The following is a 23,915-nucleotide window of genomic DNA, read 5'->3' as shown; positions in this document are numbered from 1 at the left end:
CGGTGACCACACGCATCGGAGTCGTCACGTTCCCCGGAACGCTCGACGACCGTGACTCGCTGCGCGCCATCCGCCTCGCGGGGGCCGAGCCGGTCTCGCTCTGGCACCGCGACAAGGACCTGCACCAGGTCGACGCGGTCGTCCTCGCGGGCGGCTTCTCCTACGGGGACTACCTGCGCGCCGGAGCCATCTCCCGGTTCTCGCCGGTGATGGGCACCATCATCGAGCAGGCCAGGGCGGGCATGCCCGTCCTCGGCATCTGCAACGGCTTCCAGGTCCTCACCGAGGCCCACCTGCTGCCGGGGGCGATGCTCCGCAACAACCACCTCCACTTCATCTGCCGCGACCAGAAGCTGCGGGTGGAGAACGCGGACACCGCGTGGACCGGCGACTACACCGCCGGCCAGGAGATCTCCGTCCCGCTCAAGAACATGGACGGCCGCTACACCGCCGACGAGCGCACGCTCGACGAACTGGAGGCCGAAGGCCGCGTGGCCTTCCGGTACCTGGACGTCAACCCGAACGGTTCGCTGCGCGACATCGCCGGCATCACCAACGCCGCGGGCAACGTCGTCGGCCTCATGCCGCACCCCGAGCACGCGGTCGAGCCGCTGATCGGGACCGGCCGCACCGACGGCCTCCCGTTCTTCACCTCGGTCCTGAAGAAGCTGGTCAGCGCATGAGCCTCGACACCGTCAAGAACGCCACCGAGACCCCGGACGCCTCCCAGCCCTGGAAGGAACTCGGCCTCAAGGAGGACGAGTACGCCCGGATCCGGGAGATCCTCGGCCGCCGGCCCACCGGCGCCGAGCTCGCCATGTACTCCGTCATGTGGTCCGAGCACTGCTCGTACAAGAGCAGCAAGGTCCACCTGAAGCAGTTCGGCGAGAAGGTCCCGCCGAACGACGCGATGCTCGTCGGCATCGGTGAGAACGCCGGCGTCGTCGACGTGGGCCAGGGCTACGCGGTCACCTTCAAGGTCGAGTCGCACAACCACCCCTCGTACATCGAGCCCTACCAGGGCGCGGCCACCGGCATCGGCGGCATCGTCCGCGACATCCTCGCCATGGGCGCCCGCCCGGTCGCGGTCGTCGACCCGCTGCGCTTCGGCGCGGCCGACCACCCCGACACCAAGCGCGTCCTGCCGGGCGTCGTCGCGGGCATCGGCGGCTACGGCAACTGCCTGGGCCTGCCCAACATCGGCGGCGAGGTCGTCTTCGACGCCTGCTACCAGGGCAACCCGCTCGTGAACGCCGGCTGCATCGGCGTCATGAAGCACGAGGACATCCACCTCGCCCAGGCCTCCGGCCCCGGCAACAAGGTCATCCTCTACGGCGCCCGCACCGGCGGCGACGGCATCGGCGGCGTCTCGGTCCTCGCGTCCGAGACCTTCGACGACACCAAGCCCACCAAGCGCCCCGCCGTCCAGGTCGGCGACCCCTTCCAGGAGAAGCTCCTCATCGAGTGCACCCTGGAGATCTTCAAGGAGAAGCTGGTCGCCGGCATCCAGGACCTCGGCGGCGCCGGGCTCTCCTGCGCCACGAGCGAGCTGGCCTCGGCCGGCTCCGGCGGCATGCGCGTCGAGCTGGACACCGTCCCGCTGCGCGACGCGACGCTCTCGCCCGAGGAGATCCTCATGAGCGAGTCGCAGGAACGCATGTGCGCGATCGTCGAGCCGCAGCACGTGGACCGCTTCATGGAGATCTGCGAGAAGTGGGACGTCATCGCCACCGTCATCGGTGAGGTGACCGAGGGCGAGCAGCTGGAGATCTACTGGCACGGCGAGCTCATCGTGGACGTGCCCCCGGGCACCGTCGCCCACGAGGGCCCGACCTACCACCGCCCGTACGCGCGCCCCTCCTGGCAGGACGCCCTCCAGGCCGACGACGCGGGCAAGCTGCCCCGCCCGCAGACCTCCGAGGAGCTCCGCGCGCAGGTCCTGGCGCTGGTGTCCTCCCCGAACCAGGCCTCGAAGTCCTGGATCACCGACCAGTACGACCGGTTCGTGCAGGGCAACACGGTGCTCTCGCAGCCCGAGGACGCCGGAATGGTCCGCATCGACGAGGACTCCAACCTCGGCGTGGCCATGGCCACCGACGGCAACGGCCGCTTCGCGAAGCTCGACCCGTACACCGGGGCGCAGCTGGCGCTGGCCGAGGCCTACCGCAACGTCGCCGCCACCGGCGCGAAGCCCCTCGCCATCTCCGACTGCCTGAACTTCGGCTCCCCCGAGGACCCGGACGTCATGTGGCAGTTCGCCGAGGCCACCCGAGGCCTCGCCGACGGCTGCTTCGAACTGGGCACCCCGGTGACCGGCGGCAACGTCTCGCTCTACAACCAGACGGGCGAGACCGCGATCCACCCGACCCCGGTCGTGGCGGTCCTCGGTGTCATCGACGACGTCAACCGCCGTACGCCGATGGCGTTCGCGGAGGCCGGCCAGCTGCTGTACCTGCTCGGCGACACCGCCGAGGAGTTCGGCGGCTCGGCCTGGTCGCAGGTCGTCCACGACCACCTCGGCGGCCTGCCGCCCAAGGTGGACCTGGGCCGCGAGAAGCTGCTGGCCGAGATCCTGATCTCGGCCTCGCGCGACGGCATGATCGACGCCGCGCACGACCTGTCGGACGGCGGCGTCATCCAGGCGCTCACGGAGTCCTGCCTGCGCGGCGGCAACGGCGCCCGCGTCGTGGTCCCCGAGGGCCTGGACGCCTTCACCTTCCTGTTCTCCGAGTCCGCGGGCCGCGCCATCGTGGCCGTCCCGCGCAGCGAGGAGCTCCGCTTCACCGACATGTGCGGCGCCCGTGGTCTGCCCGCGGCCCGCATCGGTGTGGTGGACGGCGAGGAGATCGAGGTCCAGGGCGAGTTCACGCTCCCCCTGGCCGAACTCCGCGAGGCCCACGAGGCGACCATCCCGGCCCTCCTGGCCTGATCCCGCCCCGCGTACGCGTCCCCGTCCGGATCCCTTCCGGGCGGGGACGCGCGCGTTGCCGCCTCGGGGCGGCGGAGGCCGTTACGAGGGGGCCGCGGACGTTCATCCCGCGCTGCGCCACCGTCACCGTCCCGCGCCACCGTCCCGCGCCACGGTCCCGCGGCGCGGATGCACCGGGCCGGTGCTGCCCCGGCGCGAGTAGGGTCGCCCCATGCCGCCCGCCAAGAAGAAGCCGCGCGCCTACGACCAGGCGAGGATCCGCACGGCCGTCACCGCGCAGTTCGGGCACCTCGCCGAAGCCGTACGGGGGCTGACCCCCGAACAGCTCGGCCGGCCCAGCGGGGTCGGGGACTGGAGCGTGGCCGACCTCGCCGGGCACATCGCCTGGATCGCCGACTCCCTCGCCGCCGGGCTGGCCCGGCCGCCCGCCGCCGTGCCCGAACTGACCGCCGTCGAGTGGCCCTTCGCCACCGCGTCCCTCGCCGGGAAGATCTCCGAGGCCGCCCGGGAGACCCTCACCGGAGCCCCGCTCCCGGAGTTCTACGAGCGGGCGGCCGCCGCGCTGGCCGCTGCCCTGGAGCGCAACCCGGGCAGCCGCGTGCTGGACCTGTGGATCGGCGACATGACCCTCGCCGACTTCCTGGTCACCCGGACCGTCGAACTGGTCGTGCACACCGACGACCTCAACCGGGCCCTGCCCGGCCTCGGCGTTCCCGTCGAGCGGCAGGCCCTGGCCGCCTGTACGCGGCTGCTCGCGGACGCCCTCGCCGTGAAGGCTCCGGGCGGCTCCGTGGAGGTGCGGATCCCGCCCTTCGCCGTGGTCCAGTGCGTGGCGGGGCCCCGCCACACCCGCGGCACCCCGCCGAACGTGGTGGAGACCGACCCGCTGACCTGGATCCGGCTCGCGACGGGCCGTACCGCCTGGGCGGCGGAGCTCGCCGCGGCCCGGGTCAGCGCCAGCGGGGAGCGCGCCGACCTGGCCGGGCTGCTGCCCCTGATGAGCTGAACGGGCGAGCCGGGGAACCGGCCGCGCCGCCGGTCCGTCCCAGGGGCATGCGTACCCTCAGGCACCTCGCCCCCGGCCTGGCCCTGCTCGCCGCGCTCGGCCTCACCGGCTGCCAGGGCGGCTCCCCCGGCGCCGCCCTCACCCCGGACGGCCCCGGCTCGCAGCGGCCCGCCGCGGACGCCCCGCTCACCGCGACCACCTGGACCGTCGGCGCGGTCGACGGCGCGGCCGCCCCCACCGGGCCGCCCGGCCCCGCCCGCCTCACCCTCGCCCCCGACGGCACGGCGAGCGGCAGCCTCGGCTGCAACCGCTTCAGCGCCCCCGCCACCGTCGCGGGCGCCACGCTCACCCTCGGACCCCTGACCACCACCCGGATGGCCTGCGAGGGCCCGGCCGGCGCACAGGAGCGGGCCCTGACCGCGCTGTTCGCCGCGGGCCCGCTGACCTGGAAGATCCAGGAGCGGACCCTCACCCTGACCGCCCCCGACGGCAAGAGCCTCACCGCCGAGGCGGCCTCCGCCGCCGAGTGACCCCGCCGCCGGGCGGCCTCAGGCCGGGTACGGCAGCAGCCCGGCGTCCGTCTTCTCCCAGGCGGCCCGCAGTCCGGCCAGCCGGGCCGGCTCCACGGCCGCCTTGTCGGCCTGCTCGCGCACGTCCCCGGCCAGGTTGAACAGCTGGTCGCGCCCCGACCTGCCCCGGTAGTACTTCCAGTCGCCCCGGCGCAGCGCCCGCTCCCCGCGCACCCGCCAGAACAGGTTGCGCTCCGCCACCTCCTCGCCGCGCAGCAGGTACCCGGCCAGGCTCACCCCGTCCAGCGGGTACGCGCGGTGCGGCCGGGTCCCGGCCAGCTCCAGCAGCGTCGCCGTCCAGTCCGGGCTGAACACCGGAACCCGGCTGACCTGGCCGCCGTCCAGCCGCGCGGGCCAGCGCACGATGTTCGGCACCCGTATCCCGCCCTCCTGGAGCGAGGCCTTGTTGCCCGACAGCGGCCAGTTGTAGGAGAAGCGCTCGCCGCCGTTGTCGCTGGAGAACACCACGACGGTGTCCTCCTCCTGCCCGGAGCGCTTCAGCGCCTTCAGCACCTCGCCGACCGACCGGTCCAGGTCCTCGACCATCTGCTTGTACTTCCCGACGGAGCCGCCGTCCTGGTGCCACAGCGCCTGCCGGTCGCCCGCCTTGATCCGCCGGACGACCTCGGCGCTCTCCTTCGTGTCCCCTTCGGCGATCCACGGCCAGTGCGGGGTGGTGAAGTTGAGGTTCAGCAGCCACGGCTTGCCGTGGTGGTCGCGGGAGACGTACTCGCTCGCCCGCTCGGTGATGATCCTCGTGTAGTAGCGCAGGTCCTCGTACTCGGCGTCGCCCTCGTACAGGTCGTACTCGCCGCCCAGGCCCAGCTTGGAGTAGTACTCCAGCGCCCCGCCGAAGTTCCCGAAGAACTCCTCCCAGCCCGACTTGGTCGGGCTGTAGTCCGGCAGGTAGCCCGCGTGCCACTTCCCGATCAGGGCGGTGGCGTACCCGGCCTCCTTCAGCAGCGAGGCCAGCGTCGGATGGCTCGGCTCCAGGCCCGCCGACCTGTCGGCGATCGGTTCGGCCAGGCCGCCCTTGGTGCGGGCCGGATAGCGCCCCGTGTACAGGCTGAAGCGGGTCGGCGAGCAGGTCGCGGAGCCCGAGTAGGCGTCGGTGAACCGCACCCCCTGGCGGGCCAGCCGGTCCAGGTTCGGGGTCTTGATGTGCGGCGACCCGTACGAGGACAGGTCGGCCCAGCCCAGGTCGTCGCCCAGGATGAACAGGATGTTCGGCCGCCGGGAACGGCGCTCCCGCGCGGCCCGGAACTCCCGCTCCCCGGACTGCGCGGAGGGGCTCTCGGAAGCGGCGGCGGGGCTCGCGCCGAGCCCGACCGCGGCGGCCGCCGCGCTCGCCGTGACGGCGCCGCCGAAGGCACGCCGGGACAGGGGGGATTCGTACGAAGACACGACTACTCCAGGGCATGGCCCGTCGGCCCGCCCGCGGCGGCGCGGGACGGCGCACGGCACGACGGGACAGGCCTGGACGGGAGGGGAGGCAAGGGCCGGGGACCGGCCGGACGCGGGGCACGGAACGCCACAACGGCGTTCGTGGCGACGGAAAACGCCGCCTGGATCCGGACGCGGGGGGAACGGCGCGCGTCAGCGCGCGGGGGAACTACGCGCAGCTACGACAGATGGCGCTCGCGACACGGACCAGGTCCACGTGCCGGCGCTCGACGAGGGTGACGGCTCGGTCACCGAGGGGCTGCATGAGCCGGAAGCCTGTACGAACCCACAGGCACCTGTCAACCAGGGCATTCCGGATGCCGAGACGCCCGCCCGGTCACCCTCCGCACGGGTAACCAGACTGTCCGCACTGTGACTTTTCCCGAGCGTCCCCAATTCGGACCAGTGGTCGATCTCGCCTACACTCGGAGCCGTGCCTCGTGGTGATGGACGACTCAACCACGACCTGCTCCCCGGTGAGAAGGGCCCCCAGGACGCTTGCGGCGTCTTCGGTGTCTGGGCTCCGGGTGAAGAGGTCGCCAAGCTCACCTACTTCGGACTGTATGCACTGCAGCACCGCGGACAAGAGTCCGCGGGCATCGCTGTGAGCAACGGTTCCCAGATCCTCGTCTTCAAGGACATGGGCCTCGTGTCCCAGGTCTTCGACGAAACCTCCCTCGGCTCGCTCCAGGGTCATATCGCGGTCGGTCACGCCCGCTACTCGACCACCGGAGCCTCCGTCTGGGAGAACGCCCAGCCGACCTTCCGCGCGACCGCCCACGGCTCCATCGCCCTGGGTCACAACGGCAACCTGGTGAACACCGCCGAACTCGCCGAAATGGTCGCGGACCTGCCCCGTCAGGACGGCCGCGCCACCCAGGTGGCGGCCACCAACGACACCGACCTGGTCACCGCCCTCCTCGCCGGCCAGACCGACGAGGACGGCAAGCCCCTGACCATCGAGGAGTCGGCCACCAAGGTCCTCCCGAAGGTCAAGGGCGCCTTCTCGCTCGTCTTCATGGACGAGGGGACCCTCTACACCGCCCGTGACCCGCAGGGCATCCGCCCGCTGGTCCTCGGCCGCCTGGAGCGCGGCTGGGTGGTCGCGAGCGAGACCGCCGCCCTCGACATCTGCGGCGCCAGCTTCGTCCGCGAGGTCGAGCCGGGCGAGCTCATCGCGATCGACGAGAACGGCCTGCGCACCTCGCGCTTCGCGGAAGCGAAGCCCAAGGGCTGTGTCTTCGAGTACGTCTACCTGGCGCGCCCGGACACCGACATCGCCGGCCGCAACGTCTACCTCTCGCGCGTCGAGATGGGCCGGCGCCTCGCCAAGGAAGCCCCGGTCGACGCCGACCTGGTGATATCGACTCCGGAGTCGGGCACGCCCGCCGCCGTCGGCTACGCCGAGGCCAGCGGGATCCCGTTCGGAGTCGGCCTGGTCAAGAACGCCTACGTCGGCCGGACCTTCATCCAGCCCTCGCAGACGATCCGCCAGCTCGGCATCCGTCTCAAGCTCAACCCCCTCAAGGAAGTCATCCGGGGCAAGCGCCTGGTGGTCGTCGACGACTCGATCGTCCGCGGCAACACCCAGCGCGCCCTCGTGAAGATGCTCCGCGAGGCCGGTGCGGCCGAGGTCCACATCCGGATCTCCTCCCCGCCGGTGAAGTGGCCGTGCTTCTTCGGCATCGACTTCGCCACCCGGGCCGAGCTGATCGCCAACGGCATGACGGTCGACGAGATCGCCACGTCGATGGGCGCGGACTCGCTCTCGTACATCTCGCTCGACGCGATGATCGAGGCGACGACCATCCAGAAGCCCAACCTCTGCCGGGCCTGCTTCGACGGCGAGTACCCGATGGAGCTGCCCGACCCGCAGCTCCTGGGCAAGCAGCTCCTGGAGTCCGAGCTCGCGGGCGGTACGGACGCGGCCGACGCGCTCCGTCGCCCGTAGCCGGTCCCCACGACCCGGTTCCACCTGCGCCGGGCCCTGTCTTCAGAGGCTTTTCCCAGGGCCCGGCACCACACGCAGTAACGACACGAAAGCTCTCTCCTGTCATGACAGAGAAGACCACCGGTGCCAGCTACGCAGCCGCAGGCGTGGACATCGAAGCGGGCGACCGCGCCGTCGAGCTGATGAAGGAGTGGGTGAAGAAGACGCAGCGCCCCGAGGTCCTCGGCGGCCTCGGCGGTTTCGCCGGTCTCTTCGACGCTTCCGCCCTCAAGCGCTACGAGCGCCCGCTGCTCGCCTCCGCCACCGACGGGGTGGGCACCAAGGTCGACATCGCCCGCCGGCTCGGCGTGTACGACACGATCGGCCACGACCTGGTCGCGATGGTCATGGACGACATCGTCGTCTGCGGTGCCGAGCCGCTCTTCATGACGGACTACATCTGCGTCGGCAAGGTGCATCCCGAGCGTGTCGCGGCCATCGTGAAGGGCATCGCCGAGGGCTGCGTCCTCGCCGGCTGCGCCCTGGTCGGCGGCGAGACCGCCGAGCACCCGGGCCTGCTGGGCCCGGACGACTTCGACGTGGCGGGCGCGGGCACCGGCGTCGTCGAGTACGACCGCCTCCTCGGCGCCGATCGCATCCGTACGGGTGACGCCGTCATCGCGATGGCTTCGTCCGGCCTTCACTCGAACGGGTACTCGCTCGTCCGGCACGTCCTGCTGGACCGGGCCGGCATGGCCCTGGAGCAGCACGTCGAGGAGCTCGGCCGGACCCTCGGCGAGGAGCTGCTGGAGCCGACCAAGATCTACTCGCTGGACTGCATGGCCCTCACGCGCACGGCCGAGATCCACGCCTACTCGCACATCACGGGCGGCGGCCTCGCGGCGAACCTGGCCCGGGTCATCCCGGACCACCTGCACGCCACGGTCGACCGGTCGACCTGGGCGCCCGGTGCGATCTTCGACCTGGTCGGCAAGGCCGGCTCGGTCGAGCGCCTGGAGCTGGAGAAGACCCTGAACATGGGCGTCGGCATGATGGCCGTGGTCCCGCAGGAATCGGTCGAGGTGGCGCTGACCGCCCTGGCCGACCGGGGCGTCGACGCCTGGGTGGCCGGCGAGATCCTGGACCGGGGCGAGCACACCGAGGGCGCGACCCTCACCGGTTCGTACGCGGTCTGAGCAGCACTGAAACCCGGTCCGGGGCAATGCCCTGGGCCGGGTTTCGGTGTTGACGAGTGTGGGAGCCGCGGGCGGTGAAACCCGCTGCGGAGTTACTCCGCGTCAAGCCCCGCGACGCTGCGCCGACGGACCGGACTCTTCGTCCTCGTCCTCGTCGTCATCGCTGTTGTACAGAGCCGCGTACTTGGCGTACGGGTCGTCGTCGTCATCGTCCTGATCGTCATCGACTTCGACCGGCGCGCTGATAGGCAGCGGCTCTGTCGGCGATGCGCCCAGCTCATTGGCCAGACGCGAGAGGTCAGTCCCGCCGCTGTTGTACTTCAGCTGGCGGGCGACCTTTGTCTGCTTGGCCTTGGCCCGGCCGCGCCCCATGGCTCGACCCCCTCGGTGACGGGGCTCGACGGCCCCAGAGTCTGACACGCGTTCATGGTTCGGAGCGGGCTCTCCGTGGAGAGACCGTCCGTAGGGGTTTAACGGTACCTGCTTCCGGGGCCATACGGTACGCCGCCCGCATGACACGCCTCGTCGCAGAACCAGCGGGACACCCCGTACTCGCTGGTCAGCTGCGATTTTAACGCTTTCCTGGCTCACGACCCGCCGAAGTGCAGTGAGTTCCGTCTCGCCGCACCCCGACGGGCCCCTCCGGGATGCCTAGGCCGTACGGGCCGCGGCGCGCGCGGCGAGCGCGTCGGCCATCCGCTGTTCGGCGATCCGGTCCGCCGCGGCGGCCGGCGGAATCCCGTCTGCCTTCGCACGTGCGAATATCGCCAGGGTGGTGTCGAAGATCTTCGCCGCCTTGGCCTTGCAGCGGTCGAAGTCGAAGCCGTGGAGCTCGTCTGCGACCTGGATGACCCCGCCCGCGTTGACCACGTAGTCGGGCGCGTAGAGGATCCCGCGGTCCGCGAGATCCTTCTCGACGCCGGGGTGGGCGAGCTGGTTGTTGGCCGCGCCGCACACCACGGTGGCGGTGAGGACCGGCACGGTCGCGTCGTTCAGCGCGCCGCCGAGGGCGCAGGGGGCGTAGATGTCCAGACCCGGGGTCCGGATCAGCGCCTCCGTGTCGAGGACCGCGCCGACCTTGCCACCGGGGTGCCGGTCGAGGACCGTCCGCACGGACTCCGCGCGGACGTCCGTGATCACGACCTCGGCGCCGTCCGCCAGCAGGTGCTCCACCAGGTGGTGCCCGACCTTGCCGACCCCGGCCACGCCGACCTTGCGGCCGCGCAGGGTCGGGTCGCCCCACAGGTGCTGGGCGCTGGCCCGCATGCCCTGGAAGACGCCGAACGCGGTGAGCACCGAGGAGTCGCCGGCGCCGCCGTTCTCGGGCGAGCGGCCGGTGGCCCAGCGGGTCTCGCGGGCCACGACGTCCATGTCGGCCACGTAGGTGCCGACGTCGCAGGCCGTCACGTAGCGGCCGCCGAGGGACTCCACGAACCGGCCGTAGGCCAGCAGCAGTTCCTCGCTCTTGAGGGTGGCCGGATCGCCGATGATCACGGCCTTGCCGCCGCCGAGGTCCAGACCGGCGAGGGCGTTCTTGTACGACATGCCGCGCGAGAGGTTCAGCGCGTCCCGGACGGCCTCCTCGTCGGAGGCGTACGCGTGGAACCGGGTGCCGCCGAGGGCGGGACCCAGGGCGGTGGAGTGGATGGCGATGACGGCCTTGAGGCCTGACGCTCGGTCCTGGCACAGCACGACTTGCTCGTGGCCGCCCTGTTCGCTGCGGAACAGGGTGTGCAGGACGCCGTCGGTCATTTCGGTCACGGTGGTGACTCCCATGGAAGAGATGCGGCGGAAGGACGCCCGCCCTGCGGGTGGGGGAGGGCGTTGCTTGGAGCAGAGTAAGACCTGCGGGCCGCCCGGGCGTCCCCTGTCCGGGGATCGGAACACTCCCGTGTGACGCCCCGCCCGCAAACCCCGGGGAGCGGCCGCGCGCGGGCCCCGCGGGACCCGTTCCCACGGCCGTGGCGCTCCGGAGGTGAACCGGGCGCCGAAAAGGGGGAGTACGGGAGCGTGAACGAATCCTCGCGCTCCCTCCCGGTCGTGCCGTACGCCTCCTACCTGCGGGTCTACGAACCCCTGGCGGCCTTCGCGGAGCCGGAGCGCACGCACTGGGCCGGCTACGCCCGGCGCGGGACCGCCCCGACGGCCCAGGACGAACTGCGCCGGTCGCTCACCGACTTGGTGCGGGTCCCGGTGGTCGGCGTACCGCCGCACGAGAGCGCGGACGCCTTCACGGCGGAGGTCGACGGGGTGCTGCTGGTGTGCCCGTGGCGGACCCGGCTGCGCGGCTGGCTGGCGCTGGGGGAGCTGGCCGGTTCCTTTCCCCCGCCGGTGCTGGACGCGGCCCTGCCCGCGGCGGCCCGCCGCCGGGCCGCCGCGGAGTTCGAGGAGTGGCGCGGCCGCAACCCCGACGCGCGCCCGTGGATCCGTACGGGGGTGTGGCAGGTGCCGCTGCGCTGGTTCGTGCTGGTCGCGGACGAGGAGCGGGAGTACGTGCCGGGCGAGCGGCTGCGCTACCGGACGCCGATGGTCCAGGCCCGGCGCCGGCTCGCCCGGGGGCTGCGGATCCTGCGCGCGGCGGAGGGGTACGGGCAGCTGGCCGAGGGGCTGGTGGACGTCGGCAGCTGGCTGGAGGAGTTCCATCCGCGGTCGATGGTCGAACTGGACTACGGCGGCCTGCTGCACGCGCTGCCCGCCGAGGCCCTGGAGGGGGACCGGACGGCCCGGGACCTGGCGGAGGGGATCGCGGCCCTGCGCGACGGGAAGCCGGAGGCCGCTTCCGAGGTGTACGGGGAACTGGCGCTGCGCTGGCGGGCGGTCAGGGAAAGACTGTTCGCGAACTGAGCCTCTGTTCGTGAACGGGCGGATGAGGCATGGTGTGACCGTGGTCTCACCCCCGTTCGGACGGTGTGCGTATCGCCCGTATCGGTTGTCATCAGCCGATCGGTCACAACCCGCAGATCAGGGGCTTGATCACGACATTGGGGTCTTAGTTCCAGGACCTACGTCCCGATACGGGCCATTGGCCCAAGCGTGACGGACCGCACTATCTACACCCTTGCGCCCTTCCCCTACCCTCGTGCCAAAATAGGACAAGGAGTCCGGGGAGGGTTCCTTCCGCCCAACTAAGGGCGGAATGCTCGGTATTGCACTCTATGGGGGGTCTGACGACTCCTGATCGCTCTGTGACTGATCGTCACAGTGGGGTGACTGTCCGTTATGGGGCGGTCCATCGGCTTCCGCCGCTGATGAACACCTCGGAGGGCAATTCCATCGGTTTGGCCCTTGGGGCTGGACGGATGGTGTAGTTGTAGTGCCGAGGACAAGCCGTTCGTCCTATAACCGACTCGGCCTGCGTATGTCCATTTCGGGCAACGCGGGCCAAGGTGCAGAATTTAGAGGAAAGAACCGAGATGGTTCGGTTCTCCCGAGGAGGCCGCTCATGACCGCTCGCACCCCTGATGCCGAGCCGCTGCTGACCCCGGCTGAGGTTGCCACGATGTTCCGCGTGGACCCGAAGACGGTCACCCGCTGGGCCAAGGCTGGCAAGCTCACGTCCATCCGCACCCTGGGTGGACACCGCCGTTACCGCGAGGCTGAGGTCCGCGCACTGCTCGCGGGAATTCCGCAGCAGCGCAGCGAGGCCTGAGGTCCCGCATCACCCCTGCATTAACCGGGTTCGAATCGGGTCCCCCAATCCGATGAAACCCACATGGCTTCATGCGGTGGGGCCTGCCCCAACAGGCTCACTACCGTCGATCGCGCTGGACTCCGCCGGGTCCAGCGCGATCTTTTTTATGCCCGGAGGGGTGGCGTCCGGCGGGGGAGGGTGCAGGCCGCCGGCGGAGGTGCCATTGCACATATTAAATCGAGTGGGCGTAGGAGTCCGATAAACGTACGCGTCTCAAAAACTCGTGTGGTGACTCCCGTCACAGCTGATAACTCTTGTACATCCGGCATTGCGCCCCGTAAGGGGATCTCCGGTGCAGAGCGCCGCGCGCGGCCGGGGGATTTTCCACCCTCGGGGGACATGTCAGCCGGAGTCGCTGGAGGGGGTCTGGAGCGCCTGCCGGGGCGGTGGCCGCCCCCGAGTGCCCCGGGGGCGGGAACGGCCCGCGGAGGGGCTCCTGAGCCCTTCGGGGCAACGTGATGATCATGGAGGTGGCCGGCGGCGGGCCCGCGCCCCGGCCCCACGGCACCCGACAACGCGTCAGGGCCCGCATCCCTTGCGGGATGCGGGCCCTGACGTTTCTGCGAACCTGACGGGACTTGAACCCGCGACCTCCACCTTGACAGGGTGGCGAGCTAACCAACTGCTCCACAGGTCCTCGTTCGCGGCCGGTTGCCCGGCTGCGAATGCCACTGTACAGCAGCTCAGGGGGTGCGGTCGAACCCGGTCACGGGGCGAGGGCGTCGACCGCCTTCACGATCCTCTTGTCCGAGATCGGGTACGCCGTGCCGAGCGCGTGGGCGAAGTAGCTGACCCGCAGTTCCTCGATCATCCAGCGGATCTCGGTGACCGCCTCCGGGACCGGACGGCCCTTCGGCAACTGCTCCAGCAGCCAGAGGTACTCGTCCCGCATCTCGTGGACCTTCTCCATGCGCGTGGTGTCGCGCTGCGCACCCGTCGGCATCTGCTGGAGCCGCCGGTCCGCCGCCACCAGGTAGCGCATCAGGTCCGGGAGCCGGCGCAGACCGGTGAGGGTCACGAACCCGGCCGGCACGAGCGCCGCCAGCTGGGCCTTCACGTCCGCCGTGTTCGCCATCAGGGCCAGGCTGTTGGTGGCCTTCAGCCGCCGCTCGCAGGCCTGCCAGGCGGCCAGCACCTGCTGCACCTGGGAGACCGTCCGTACGGTCGTGTCCACCAGATCGGCCCGCACCGCGTCGAACAGCTTGCGGAAGGCGGCCTCGTCCCACGCCGGACCTCCGTGATCGGCGATCAGCTTGTCGGCCGCCGCCGTGGCGCAGTCGTCGAACAGCGTCTGGATCGAGCCGTGCGGATTCCTGGACAATGCCAGCTTCTGCTGGTTGCCGAGCTTGTCCGAGGCGAACTTCGCCGGGTTCACCGCGATGTTGAGGAGGATGAGCCTGCGGGTGCCGAGCCACATGGCCCGCTGCTGTTCGACCTCCGTGTCGAAGAGCCGCACCGAGACGCTCGTGCCCTCGTCCACCAGCGCCGGGTACGCCTTCACCGGCTGGCCCGCCCGGTGGGTCTCGAACACCTTGGTCAGGGTGCCGATGGTCCAGTCGGTCAGCCCGGTGCGCTCCAGCGACTCCCCGCCCGCCCGCTCGGCGGTGGCGGCGGCCGCCTTGGAGAGGGCCTGGCGGGCCTTGGGCTTCAGGCGCAGCCGCAGGGCCTCCAGGTCCTTGTCCTCGGCGAGGTTCTTGCGGCGCTCGTCGACGATCCGGAAGGTGATCTTCAGGTGTTCCGGGATCCGGCTCAGGTCGAAGTCCTCGGCCGCGACCGGGACACCGACCATCCGGTGCAGCTCCCGCGCCAGGGTGACCGGCAGCGGCTCCTGGAGCGGCACCGCCGTGTCCAGGAAGCGGCCCGCGAAGTTCGGCGCGGGTACGTAGTGCCGGCGGACCGGCTTCGGCAGGGAGCGGATCAGCTCCGTGACGACCTCCTCGCGCAGGCCGGGGATCTGCCAGTCGAAGCCCTCGTCGGTGACCTGGTTCAGGACCTGGAGCGGGATGTGGACGGTCACGCCGTCCGCGTCCGCGCCCGGCTCGAACTGGTAGGTCACCCGGAACTTCAGCTGCCCCTGCCGCCAGGAATCCGGGTAGTCGGCCTTGGTGACCCCGGCCGCCTTCTCCGTCAGCAGCATCTCGCGCTCGAAGTCGAGGAGTTCGGGCTCCTCGTGCTTCTTGTGCTTCCACCAGGAGTCGAAGTGCGCCCCCGAGACCACGTGCTCGGGGATCCGCCGCTCGTAGAAGTCGAAGAGGGTCTCGTCGTCGACCACGATGTCCCGGCGCCGGGCCCGGTTCTCCAGCTCCTCGACCTCGGTGAGGAGCTTGCGGTTGTCGGCGTAGAACTTGTGGTGCGTGCGCCAGTCGCCCTCGACCAGCGCGTTGCGGATGAACAGCTCGCGCGAGACCTCGGGGTCGATCCGGCCGTAGTTGATCTTCCGCTGGGCCACGATCGGGACCCCGTACAGCGTGACCTTCTCGTAGGCCATCACCGCCGCCTGGTCCTTCTCCCAGTGCGGCTCGCTGTACGTGCGCTTGATCAGGTGCCCGGCGAGCGGCTCCACCCACTCGGGCTCCACCTTGGCGTTGACCCGCGCCCACAGCCGCGAGGTCTCCACCAGCTCCGCCGACATCAGGAACTTCGGCTGCTTCTTGAACAGCGAGGACCCCGGGAAGACCGCGAACTTGGCCGAGCGGGCCCCCAGGTACTCGTTCTTGTCGGTGTCCTTCAGGCCGATGTGCGACAGCAGACCGGCCAGCAGCGAGATGTGGATGTTCGTCTCGGCCGCGTCCGCCTCGTTGACGTGGATCCCCATCGTCTTGGCGACCGTGCGCAGCTGCGCGTAGATGTCCTGCCACTCCCGGATCCGCAGGAAGTTCAGGTACTCCTGCTTGCACATCCGGCGGAACGAGGACGAGCCGCGCTCCTTCTGCTGCTCGCGGACGTAGCGCCACATGTTCAGGAAGGAGAGGAAGTCGCTGGTCTCGTCCTTGAACCGGGCGTGGTTCTGGTCGGCCTGCGTCTGCTTGTCCGAGGGCCGCTCGCGCGGGTCCTGGATCGACAGGGCCGCCGCGATGACCATCACCTCGCGGACGCAGTTGTTCTTGTCCGCCTCCACCACCATGCGGGCCAGCCGCGGGTCCACGGGCAGCTGGGACAGCTGGCGGCCCATGGGCGTGAGCCGCTTCTTGTGGTCCTTCTCCGACGGGTCCAGCGCGCCCAGCTCCTGGAGCAGCTGCACGCCGTCCCGGATGTTGCGGTGGTCCGGCGGGTCGATGAACGGGAACTTCTCGATCTCGCCCAGACCGGCGGCGGTCATCTGGAGGATGACGGAGGCCAGGTTGGTGCGCAGGATCTCCGCGTCCGTGAACTCCGGCCGCGACAGGAAGTCGTCCTCGGAGTACAGCCGGATGCAGATGCCGTCGCTGGTACGGCCGCAGCGGCCCTTGCGCTGGTTGGCACTGGCCTGCGAGATCCGCTCGATCGGCAGCCGCTGCACCTTCGTGCGGTGGCTGTAGCGCGAGATGCGGGCGCTGCCCGGGTCGATCACGTACTTGATGCCGGGGACCGTCAGCGAGGTCTCCGCGACGTTCGTCGCCAGCACGATCCGCCGGCCCGTGTGCTGCTGGAACACCCGGTGCTGCTCGGCGTGCGAGAGGCGCGCGTAGAGGGGGAGGACCTCGGTCAGGCGCAGCTTGCGCTTCTCCAGGGCGTCGGCCGTGTCGCGGATCTCGCGCTCACCGGAAAGGAAGACCAGGATGTCGCCCGGTCCCTCGGACTGGAGCTCGTCCACGGCCTCGCAGATCGCGGTGATCTGGTCGCGGTCCGCGTCCTCGGAGTCCTCCTCCAGGAGCGGCCGGTAGCGGACCTCCACCGGATACGTCCGGCCGCTGACCTCGACGATCGGGGCCTCGCCGAAGTGCCGGGAGAAGCGCTCGGGGTCGATCGTCGCCGAGGTGATGATCACCTTGAGGTCGGGGCGCTTCGGCAGCAGGGTGGCCAGGTAGCCGAGCAGGAAGTCGATGTTCAGCGACCGCTCGTGCGCCTCGTCGATGATGATCGTGTCGTACGCGCGCAGCTCGCGGTCCGTCTGGATCTCCGCGAGGAGGATGCCGTCCGTCATCAGCTTCACGAAGGTGGCGTCCTGGTCCACCTGGTCGGTGAACCGGACCTTCCAGCCGACGGTCCGGCCGATCTCGGACTTCAGCTCCTCCGCGATGCGCTCGGCGACCGTGCGCGCCGCGATCCGGCGGGGCTGGGTGTGTCCGATCATGCCCCGGACGCCGCGCCCCAGCTCCATGCAGATCTTGGGGATCTGCGTGGTCTTGCCGGAGCCGGTCTCGCCCGCGACGATCACGACCTGGTGGTCGCGTATCGCCTCGGCGATCTCGTCCTTCTTCTGGCTGACGGGCAGGTTCTCGGGATACGTGACCTCCGGCATCCGCGAGGCGCGCCCGGCGAGCCGCTCGGCGGCCTTGGCGGCCTCCGCGGCGATCTCGTCGAGTACGGCCTGCTTGGCCTCGGGCTTGCGGATGCGGCGGGCGCCTTCGAGGCGGCGGCCGAGGCGGTGCGCGTCACGGAGGGAGATCTCACCGAGAAGCGTCTGCAGGGCGGCGAAGGAAGTAGACATACCTGGTCGAGGATCTCACCTGGGCGCGGCGGGTGGCGAACGCATTTGTGCCCCTCCCCGTACCATTTCGGGACGAGTCCCCCCGTTTGCGCAAGTGAGAGGCAGCCCGCCGTGTCCCGCCGCCGTCGCGTCTGGTGCCTCCTGGCCGCCGTGCTCGCGCTGCTGCTGGGCACGGCCGCGGCCGTCCCCGCCGCGGCCGCCCCGGCCCCGGCGGCCGCGCACGCCCCCGCCGCGGGCCCCGCGGGCCCCGCCGTCGCGGCCGTCCAGGAGCGCGGGCCCTCCTGCTCCCCCGGCGCCCCCGGCCACGGCGCCGTCCCCGCCGTGACGGTCCGGGCCGGCGACGGGCACGCGCAGCTGCCGCCCGGCGCGGCCGCGGCCGCGGTGCGGCGCCCGTACGCACCGGCGCACGTACGGGTCCACGTCCGCGGCCCGGACCGCCCGGCGCCCGGCCCGGTGGAACTCTCGGTGCTGCGGGTCTAGGCCGTCCCTTCCGGATCGTGCCTGACCGGCACGATCCGGAAGAGACGGCCCGGGGAGCGGTCCCGCCGGTCCCTCCCCTTCTCCCTTCCGCACCGCAGCACTGGAGCACCCGCATGCCCTCTTCGCCCCGCAAGCCCGCCGCCCGCAAGCGGTCCCGCACGCCCCTGGTGGTCTCCGCCGCCACCGCCGTCGCCGCGATCACCCTCGGCCTCGTCTCCTGGCAGGCCACCGCCCCCGAGGAGCGGCGTTCCCGCGAGAGCGCCTCCGCCGCCGGCTCCGCGCCCCGCGCCGACGACCCCGCGGCCGCCCTGGCGTCCCTGGCCCGCCGCGAAGCCGGCGACAAGCTCGCCGTCGGCCGCCCCGACGCGCCCGTCGTCCTCATCGAGTACTCCGACTTCAAGTGCGGGTACTGCGGCAAGTTCGCCCGGGACACCGAGCCCGCCCTGGTGAAGAAGTACGTCGACGAAGGCACCCTGCGCATCGAATGGCGCAACTTTCCGATCTTCGGCGCCGACTCCGAGGCCGCCGCCAAGGCCGCCTGGGCCGCCGGACAGCAGGACCGCTTCGCCGCCTTCCACACGGCCGCGTACGCCGAGGGGTCCAAGGAGAAGGGCTTCGCCGCGGACCGCCTCACCGAGCTGGCCCGGCAGGCCGGCGTCCCGGACCTGGAGCGCTTCCGGCGCGACCTCGACTCCCCGCAGGCCGCCGAAGCCCTGCGCCGGGACCAGGAGGAGGGCTACCGCATCGGCGTCAGCTCCACCCCGTCCTTCCTCGTCGGCGGCACGCCCCTGGCCGGCGCCCAGCCCCTGGCCGCCTTCGAAGCCGCCATCGCCAAGGCCCGCGCGGCGGCCCGCCCGTGACCGGCATCGGATACCTGGCCGCCCTGCTCGGCGGCCTCCTCGCCCTGCTCAGCCCGTGCAGCGCCCTGCTGCTGCCCGCCTTCTTCGCCTACTCGATCGATTCCCCCACCCGGCTCCTCGCGCGCACCGGGATCTTCTACGCGGGTCTCGCGAGCACGCTCGTACCGCTGGGCGCGGCCGGCTCGTACGCGGGCCGGTTCTTCCACGGCCACCGCGAGGAACTCGTGCTCTTCGGCGGCTGGCTGATCATCGCGCTCGGCCTGGCCCAGATCCTCGGCCTCGGCTTCGCCCCGAAGCGGCTCACCGAGCTGTCCGGGCGGATCCGCCCCACCACCGTCCTGTCCGTGTACGCCCTCGGCGCCGTCTACGGGCTGGCCGGTTTCTGCGCCGGACCCATCCTGGGCAGTGTCCTCACGGTGGCGGCGGTCAGCGGCAGTCCGCTGTACGGGGGCCTGCTGCTGGCGGTGTACGCGCTGGGCATGGCCGTACCCCTCTTCCTGCTGGCCCTGCTCTGGGAGCGCTACGACCTCGGCCGACGGCGCTGGCTGCGCGGCCGCCCCCTGCGGCTGGGCCGGTTCGCACTGCACTCGACCTCGCTGCTGTCCGGGCTGTTCTTCATCACCCTGGGGACGCTGTTCCTGGCCTTCGACGGGGCCACCGCCCTGCCCGGGCTGCTCGACGTCGACGACTCGTACGCCGTCGAGGAGCGGGTGCGCGCGGTGGCCGACGCGGTGCCGGACTGGGCGCTGCTGGGCCTGGTCGCCGCGGGCGCGGCCGGCTACGGGCTGGTCCGCCGGCGCCGGAGCGGGCAGGAGGAGGCGGAGGGGTGACACGCAGAAGGCCCCGTCCGGAGACGGGGCCTTCTTGAGGGTGGCTGGGGCCGGGGTCGAACCGGCGACCTATCGCTTTTCAGGCGATCGCTCGTACCAACTGAGCTACCCAGCCACGAGACTGTTTCCAGCCTCAGCGAACCTGACGGGACTTGAACCCGCGACCTCCACCTTGACAGGGTGGCGAGCTAACCAACTGCTCCACAGGTCCTTGCATTGTGCGAGAACAAGTCTCGCACATGGTGTTGCGTACCCCCAACGGGATTCGAACCCGTGCTACCGCCTTGAAAGGGCGGCGTCCTGGGCCACTAGACGATGAGGGCTAAAGGCCCGCCGTAGCACTTTGCAGCGCGTCGGGGACGTCAGAAGCATATGGGATCGGGGGAGCTATCGCCAAAACGGTTTCCCCCGGAGCGACAATGGCCGGGTGCTGGAGATGACGCGCGAGGAGTTCGAAGAGCTCGTCGCAGAGGCCCTGGACCGCATCCCGCCCGAGCTGACGCGGCTGATGGACAACGTCGCCGTGTTCGTCGAGGACGAGCCGCCCGCCGACGATCCCGAGCTCCTCGGCCTGTACGAGGGGACCCCGCTGACGGAGCGCGGCGAGTGGTACGCCGGTGTGCTGCCCGACCGGATCACGATCTACCGGAACCCCACCTTGCGGATGTGCGAGGACCGGGAGAGCGTGGTCGCCGAGACGGAGGTGACGGTGGTGCACGAGATCGCCCACCACTTCGGGATCGACGACGAGCGCCTGCACGCACTGGGTTACGGGTGACCCGGCCGGTACCGGGGGGCGAGGCCATCGACCCCGACGTCGACCTCCACGTGCCGGCCCAGCGGACCGAGCCGCGGGCCCGGGTGCTGACCGCGGTGGCGGCGGGCGGGGCCCTGGGCGCCTCGGCGCGCTACGGGATCGGCCTGCTGTGGCCTGCCGCGTCCGGGGGCTTCCCGTGGGCCACCTTCTGGATCAACGTCTCCGGCTGCGCGCTCATCGGCGTCCTGATGGTGCTGATCGGCGAGGGCGGGCGCAGCGCGCCCCATCCGCTGGTGCGGCCCTTCGCCGGCGTCGGGGTGCTCGGCGGGTTCACCACGTTCTCCACCTACGCCGTGGAGTTCTCGGGGCTGCTCGACGCGGGCCGGGCCCGGGTCGCGCTGGCCTACGCCGCGCTGACGGTGGTGGCCGCCCTGGGCGCGGTGTGGGCGGCCGCCTCGCTGACCCGGCTGGCGCTGCGGCCGCCGGGCGGGCGGGTGCGCGGGTGAACTGGCTGCTGGTGGTGGCGGGCGCGGCCGCCGGGGCGCCGCTGCGGTACCTGACCGACCGGGCGGTGCAGGTCCGGCACGACTCCGTCTTCCCGTGGGGCACCTTCGTCGTCAACGCCTCGGCCTGCCTGCTGCTGGGCGCACTGACGGGAACGGTGCTGGCGGGTGCGGGCTCCTCGCGCTTGCTCCTGCTGCTCGGGACGGGCCTGTGCGGGGCGCTGAGCACGTACTCGACCTTCTCGTACGAGACCCTGCGGCTGGCGGAGCGCGGCTGGAAGTTCCTGGCCGCCGCGAACGTCCTGGCATCGGTGCTGGTCGGGCTGGGTGCCGTACACCTCGGGTCGCAGGTGGCCCGGCAGCTGTTCGCATGAGGGGCGTGTCTCTTACGGGGTAAAGGGAGTTGGGCTCATTGACCCGCCCAACGCGGACCCCGCCGCAGTGTTCCGGAGGTGCCCTCGTGCGCCCTTTGTCCGTTTCCCTGTCCGCTTCCCTCAGACTGGCCGTCTCCGCGCTCGCCGTCGCGGCGACGGCCGGGTGCATGAGCGTCGGCGAGGACGCCGCGAAGCCGGGTCCGGCCTCCTCCGTGGGCGGCAAGGACGCCGGAGGGGCCGCCCAGGGCTCCACCACCGGCCACGGCTCCGGGGTGCACGGCAACGGGCACGGCGTGAAGGACGGTACGGGGAGCCAGGACGGCAAGACCGGTGAGCCCGGGAAGGCCTCCGGCGCGACCGGCGCCTCACCCGGCCCCGGGGCTCCGGCCGGGAAGCCGGGGCTGCCCTCGCCGTCGGCCGGGCCGGGCGGCGGCGCGGGCGGCCAGGGCGGGCAGGTGCCCTCCGGGGGCGGCTCGGGCGGCTCGGGCTCCGGCTCCGGCGGCTCGGGGTCGGGTTCCGGCTCCGGCGGCCCGGGCCCGGGCTCCGGTTCCGGTTCCGGCTCGGGCGGGTCGGGCGGGTCGGCCACTCCGCCCGTGGTGGATCCCACTCCGCCTGTGACGCAACCCACCCCGCCGGACACCACTCCGCCGAGCCCGCCGCCCCCCGGCCCGACCGCCGCGACGGCGTAGGGAGCGCGGGTTCCGCCCGGTCCGTCCGGGTCGCAGTGCAGCGCACGTCCAGGGTGTTATCGCAGGTCAGCGGGTTTTTTGCGGGAGCGACTTGCCAGACCCCCAGGAGGGTGCGTATGGTTATAGATCGTTTGATCCCATTGCCCGGCGCCGAATCCGAAGAGCGCCGTGTGGCGCGTACTCTCCCTAGCCGTGGCTGACCGCATTGAGGCGGTCGATTTGCGATTCACGGAGTTTGGGCGCGTGCCGAGACTCCGGAAGGTTTCGCATTTCGCATGTCCATTTCCAGTTCTGACCGTTCCGTCATGCCCGAGAACGACTCCAACGACGAGATCGTCACCGCCGAGACCCTCGCGGTCACCGAGGCCATGGAGGCCATCGAGGCGGAGGAGATCATCGAGGCCCTCGAGGCCGACGTGACGTCCGACTCCCCCTCCGACGACGCCGACGAGGCCGACGCGGAGCCCACCATCACCTTCGGCGACCTGGGCCTGCCCGACGGCATCGTCCGCAAGCTCGCCCAGAACGGTGTCACCGCTCCCTTCCCGATCCAGGCCGCGACCATCCCGGACGCCCTGGCCGGCAAGGACATCCTCGGCCGTGGCCGCACCGGCTCCGGCAAGACCCTCTCCTTCGGTCTGCCGACCCTGGCCTCGCTCGCCGGCGGCCACACCGAGAAGAAGAAGCCCCGCGCGATCATCCTCACGCCGACCCGTGAGCTCGCGATGCAGGTCGCGGACGCCCTCCAGCCCTACGGCGACGTGCTCGGCCTGAAGATGAAGGTCGTCTGCGGCGGTACCTCCATGAGCAACCAGATCTACGCCCTGGAGCGCGGCGTCGACGTCCTCGTCGCCACCCCGGGCCGTCTGCGCGACATCATCAACCGCGGCGCCTGCTCGCTGGAGAACGTCAAGATCGCCGTCCTCGACGAGGCCGACCAGATGGCCGACCTGGGCTTCCTGCCCGAGGTCACCGAGCTGCTCGACCAGATCCCCGGCGGCGGCCAGCGCATGCTCTTCTCCGCCACCATGGAGAACGAGATCGGCACCCTGGTCAAGCGCTACCTCTCGAACCCCGTCACGCACGAGGTCGACAGCGCCCAGGGCAACGTCACGACCATGACCCACCACGTCCTCGTCGTGAAGCCGAAGGACAAGGCGCCGGTCACGGCCGCCATCGCCGCCCGCAAGGGCCGCACCATCATCTTCGTCCGCACCCAGCTGGGCGCCGACCGCATCGCCGAGCAGCTCATCGAGTCCGGCGTGAAGGCCGACGCGCTGCACGGCGGCATGACGCAGGGTGCCCGCACCCGCGTCCTCGCGGACTTCAAGGACGGCTACGTCAACGCGCTCGTCGCCACCGACGTCGCCGCCCGCGGCATCCACGTCGACGGCATCGACCTGGTCCTGAACGTGGACCCGGCCGGCGACCACAAGGACTACCTGCACCGCTCGGGCCGTACCGCCCGTGCCGGCAAGTCGGGCGTCGTGGTCTCCCTGGCCCTGCCGCACCAGCGCCGTCAGATCTTCCGCCTGATGGAGGACGCGGGCGTCGACGCCTCGCGCCACATCGTCCAGGGCGTCGGCGCGTTCGACCCCGAGGTCGCCGAGATCACCGGTGCGCGTTCGCTCACCCAGGTCCAGGCCGACTCGGCGAACAACGCCGCCAAGCAGGCCGAGCGCGAGGTCGCCGACCTCACCAAGCAGCTGGAGCGCCTGACCCGCCGGGCCGGCGAGCTGCGCGAGGAGGCCGACCGCCTCGTCGCCCGTTCCGCCCGCGAGCGCGGTGAGGACCCGGAGGCCGCCGTCGCCGAGGCCGTCGAGGCCGCCGAGGCCGAGGTCGCGGCAGCCGTCGCCGCCGTGGCCGAGCCCGTCGCCCAGGAGCGCACCTTCGAGCGCCGCGACGACCGCGGCAACTTCGAGCGCCGCGACAACCGTGGTGGCGACCGTGGCGGCTTCCGCCGCGATGACCGTCCGTCGGGTGGTTTCCGTTCCGGTGGCGAGCGTCGTGACGACAACCGTGGTGGCG

21 protein-coding genes and 4 tRNA genes are annotated in these 23,915 nt (G+C 71.4%); 16 read left to right on the top strand and 9 right to left on the bottom strand.

Annotated elements, in window-relative coordinates; all coding sequences use genetic code 11:
• Positions 1-2: 2 nt before the first annotated feature.
• The 4 genes from purQ to ACGFXC_RS13135 all read left to right on the top strand — a co-directional run bounded on the left by purQ (position 3) and on the right by ACGFXC_RS13135 (position 4,465).
• Positions 3-683, top strand: coding sequence for a phosphoribosylformylglycinamidine synthase subunit PurQ (gene purQ, locus ACGFXC_RS13150; protein WP_393712287.1), 681 nt, complete (start codon positions 3-5; stop codon positions 681-683).
• Complete coding sequence (purL, locus tag ACGFXC_RS13145) at positions 680-2,929, top strand: phosphoribosylformylglycinamidine synthase subunit PurL (protein WP_393712286.1); 2,250 nt, start codon at positions 680-682, stop codon at positions 2,927-2,929. The genes purQ and purL overlap by 4 nt, the downstream gene beginning before the upstream one ends.
• A 211-nt stretch (positions 2,930-3,140) precedes the next feature.
• Positions 3,141-3,935 (top strand): sterol carrier family protein, encoded by a 795-nt coding sequence (locus ACGFXC_RS13140; RefSeq protein WP_393712284.1) that lies wholly within the window; start codon positions 3,141-3,143, stop codon positions 3,933-3,935.
• Positions 3,936-3,982: 47 nt separating this feature from the next.
• Entirely contained in the window at positions 3,983-4,465 is a 483-nt protein-coding gene (locus ACGFXC_RS13135; RefSeq protein ID WP_393712282.1) for an META domain-containing protein, read from the top strand.
• 18 nt (positions 4,466-4,483) lie between these two features.
• Here ACGFXC_RS13135 and ACGFXC_RS13130 read toward each other — a convergent pair whose 3' ends face one another.
• Both ACGFXC_RS13130 and ACGFXC_RS13125 read right to left on the bottom strand, forming a co-directional pair.
• The gene (locus ACGFXC_RS13130) at positions 4,484-5,908 is read right to left on the bottom strand and encodes a sulfatase-like hydrolase/transferase (RefSeq protein ID WP_393712280.1); all 1,425 of its coding nucleotides are present in this window, start codon (positions 5,906-5,908) and stop codon (positions 4,484-4,486) included.
• 208 nt (positions 5,909-6,116) lie between these two features.
• Complete coding sequence (locus ACGFXC_RS13125) at positions 6,117-6,212, bottom strand: putative leader peptide (RefSeq protein WP_351823933.1); 96 nt, start codon at positions 6,210-6,212, stop codon at positions 6,117-6,119.
• A gap of 168 nt (positions 6,213-6,380) precedes the next feature.
• Between ACGFXC_RS13125 and purF the strand changes: the two genes are divergently transcribed.
• The gene (purF, locus tag ACGFXC_RS13120) at positions 6,381-7,898 is read left to right on the top strand and encodes an amidophosphoribosyltransferase (RefSeq protein ID WP_393712278.1); all 1,518 of its coding nucleotides are present in this window, start codon (positions 6,381-6,383) and stop codon (positions 7,896-7,898) included.
• Between the two features lie 104 nt (positions 7,899-8,002).
• On the top strand, positions 8,003-9,073 hold the full coding sequence (purM, locus tag ACGFXC_RS13115; protein ID WP_393712276.1) for a phosphoribosylformylglycinamidine cyclo-ligase: 1,071 nt from the start codon (positions 8,003-8,005) through the stop codon (positions 9,071-9,073).
• A 102-nt stretch (positions 9,074-9,175) separates the two neighbouring features.
• Here the strand turns inward: purM and ACGFXC_RS13110 are convergent, their stop codons facing one another.
• Positions 9,176-9,445 carry a DUF3073 domain-containing protein gene (locus ACGFXC_RS13110; protein ID WP_393712275.1) on the bottom strand — a complete coding sequence of 90 codons (270 nt, stop codon included), beginning with the start codon at positions 9,443-9,445 and terminating at the stop codon, positions 9,176-9,178.
• Between the two features lie 279 nt (positions 9,446-9,724).
• On the bottom strand, positions 9,725-10,834 hold the full coding sequence (locus ACGFXC_RS13105) for a Leu/Phe/Val dehydrogenase (protein WP_393712273.1): 1,110 nt from the start codon (positions 10,832-10,834) through the stop codon (positions 9,725-9,727).
• A 249-nt stretch (positions 10,835-11,083) separates the two neighbouring features.
• Here ACGFXC_RS13105 and ACGFXC_RS13100 point away from each other — a divergent pair, with 249 nt between their 5' ends.
• Together ACGFXC_RS13100 and bldC are read left to right on the top strand one after the other, a co-directional pair.
• Positions 11,084-11,917: a hypothetical protein gene (locus ACGFXC_RS13100; RefSeq protein WP_393712272.1), complete on the top strand. Its 834-nt coding sequence runs from the start codon at positions 11,084-11,086 to the stop codon at positions 11,915-11,917.
• Positions 11,918-12,515: 598 nt separating this feature from the next.
• Positions 12,516-12,722, top strand: coding sequence for a developmental transcriptional regulator BldC (bldC, locus tag ACGFXC_RS13095; protein ID WP_003949541.1), 207 nt, complete (start codon positions 12,516-12,518; stop codon positions 12,720-12,722).
• A gap of 605 nt (positions 12,723-13,327) precedes the next feature.
• Here the strand turns inward: bldC and ACGFXC_RS13090 are convergent.
• Both ACGFXC_RS13090 and hrpA read right to left on the bottom strand, forming a co-directional pair.
• A tRNA-Asp gene (locus ACGFXC_RS13090) sits at positions 13,328-13,401 on the bottom strand.
• 69 nt (positions 13,402-13,470) lie between these two features.
• The gene (gene hrpA, locus ACGFXC_RS13085) at positions 13,471-17,394 is read right to left on the bottom strand and encodes an ATP-dependent RNA helicase HrpA (protein WP_393712270.1); all 3,924 of its coding nucleotides are present in this window, start codon (positions 17,392-17,394) and stop codon (positions 13,471-13,473) included.
• A 111-nt stretch (positions 17,395-17,505) separates the two neighbouring features.
• Between hrpA and ACGFXC_RS13080 the strand changes: the two genes are divergently transcribed.
• The 3 genes from ACGFXC_RS13080 (at position 17,506) to ACGFXC_RS13070 (ending at position 19,564) form a co-directional block, all read left to right on the top strand.
• Positions 17,506-17,874, top strand: coding sequence for a hypothetical protein (locus ACGFXC_RS13080; protein WP_393712269.1), 369 nt, complete (start codon positions 17,506-17,508; stop codon positions 17,872-17,874).
• Positions 17,875-17,987: 113 nt separating this feature from the next.
• Entirely contained in the window at positions 17,988-18,734 is a 747-nt protein-coding gene (locus ACGFXC_RS13075) for a DsbA family protein (RefSeq protein ID WP_393712267.1), read from the top strand.
• Positions 18,731-19,564, top strand: a complete 834-nt coding sequence (locus ACGFXC_RS13070; RefSeq protein WP_393712265.1) for a cytochrome c biogenesis CcdA family protein — start codon at positions 18,731-18,733, stop codon at positions 19,562-19,564. The genes ACGFXC_RS13075 and ACGFXC_RS13070 overlap by 4 nt, the downstream gene beginning before the upstream one ends.
• 41 nt (positions 19,565-19,605) lie before the next feature.
• Here the strand turns inward: ACGFXC_RS13070 and ACGFXC_RS13065 are convergent.
• The 3 genes from ACGFXC_RS13065 to ACGFXC_RS13055 form a co-directional block, all read right to left on the bottom strand.
• A tRNA-Phe gene (locus ACGFXC_RS13065) sits at positions 19,606-19,679 on the bottom strand.
• 22 nt (positions 19,680-19,701) lie between these two features.
• Positions 19,702-19,775 (bottom strand) — tRNA-Asp (locus ACGFXC_RS13060).
• A 39-nt stretch (positions 19,776-19,814) separates the two neighbouring features.
• Positions 19,815-19,887 (bottom strand) — tRNA-Glu (locus tag ACGFXC_RS13055).
• 104 nt (positions 19,888-19,991) lie between these two features.
• On the opposite strand from ACGFXC_RS13055, the gene ACGFXC_RS13050 reads away from it, so the two are divergent.
• From ACGFXC_RS13050 to ACGFXC_RS13030, 5 genes are all read left to right on the top strand, one after another.
• Positions 19,992-20,342: a metallopeptidase family protein gene (locus tag ACGFXC_RS13050; RefSeq protein ID WP_030225620.1), complete on the top strand. Its 351-nt coding sequence runs from the start codon at positions 19,992-19,994 to the stop codon at positions 20,340-20,342.
• The gene (locus tag ACGFXC_RS13045) at positions 20,339-20,827 is read left to right on the top strand and encodes a CrcB family protein (RefSeq protein ID WP_393712263.1); all 489 of its coding nucleotides are present in this window, start codon (positions 20,339-20,341) and stop codon (positions 20,825-20,827) included. The genes ACGFXC_RS13050 and ACGFXC_RS13045 overlap by 4 nt, the downstream gene beginning before the upstream one ends.
• Positions 20,824-21,198 (top strand): fluoride efflux transporter FluC, encoded by a 375-nt coding sequence (locus tag ACGFXC_RS13040; protein WP_393712262.1) that lies wholly within the window; start codon positions 20,824-20,826, stop codon positions 21,196-21,198. Before ACGFXC_RS13045 ends, ACGFXC_RS13040 begins: the two co-directional genes overlap by 4 nt.
• Positions 21,199-21,284: 86 nt before the next feature.
• Positions 21,285-21,887: a hypothetical protein gene (locus ACGFXC_RS13035; protein ID WP_393712260.1), complete on the top strand. Its 603-nt coding sequence runs from the start codon at positions 21,285-21,287 to the stop codon at positions 21,885-21,887.
• Positions 21,888-22,162: 275 nt separating this feature from the next.
• Positions 22,163-23,915: DEAD/DEAH box helicase (locus ACGFXC_RS13030; protein ID WP_393712258.1), on the top strand; the 1,753-nt coding region annotated here is incomplete at its 3' end.

The organism is Streptomyces sp. NPDC048507 (genome assembly GCF_043199995.1).
Lineage (GTDB): Bacteria > Actinomycetota > Actinomycetes > Streptomycetales > Streptomycetaceae > Streptomyces.
The sequence above is the reverse complement of the archived record's forward strand: the minus strand, read 5'-3'. Positions and strand labels throughout refer to the sequence as shown.